The sequence below is a fragment of the Anaerobacillus sp. 1_MG-2023 genome (assembly GCF_030547345.1).
In the GTDB taxonomy this organism is placed as follows: domain Bacteria; phylum Bacillota; class Bacilli; order Bacillales; family Guptibacillaceae; genus Guptibacillus; species Guptibacillus hwajinpoensis_B.
Genome location: NZ_JAUORD010000196.1, coordinates 1 through 246, shown reverse-complemented (window position 1 = coordinate 246; position 246 = coordinate 1). Strand labels below are relative to the sequence as shown.

1 pseudogene is annotated in these 246 nt (G+C 37.4%); it reads left to right on the top strand.

Annotated features, from left to right (window positions below):
• Positions 1–246: pseudogene (locus Q4550_RS23835) on the top strand (hypothetical protein); the annotation flags it as partial.

Genomic DNA, 246 nt, shown 5'->3' with positions numbered 1-246 from the left:
AGCTAGTGATGTTGATTTTTTTAAAGATGAGGTAACTGCAGCAATCAACTTGTGTAAAGCGGAGCCAGATAAATTCGAAATACTTATCAAAATAAATTCAGGCGGTGGAGTTGTAAACGGCTACGGATTACTTGCTTCACAGATAAATAGATTCAAAAAATACAAAATAAAAACAACTGCATCAGTGGATCTAATTGCTGCATCCGGTGGATATCTGGGAGCATGTGCTGCTGACAAGATTATTGC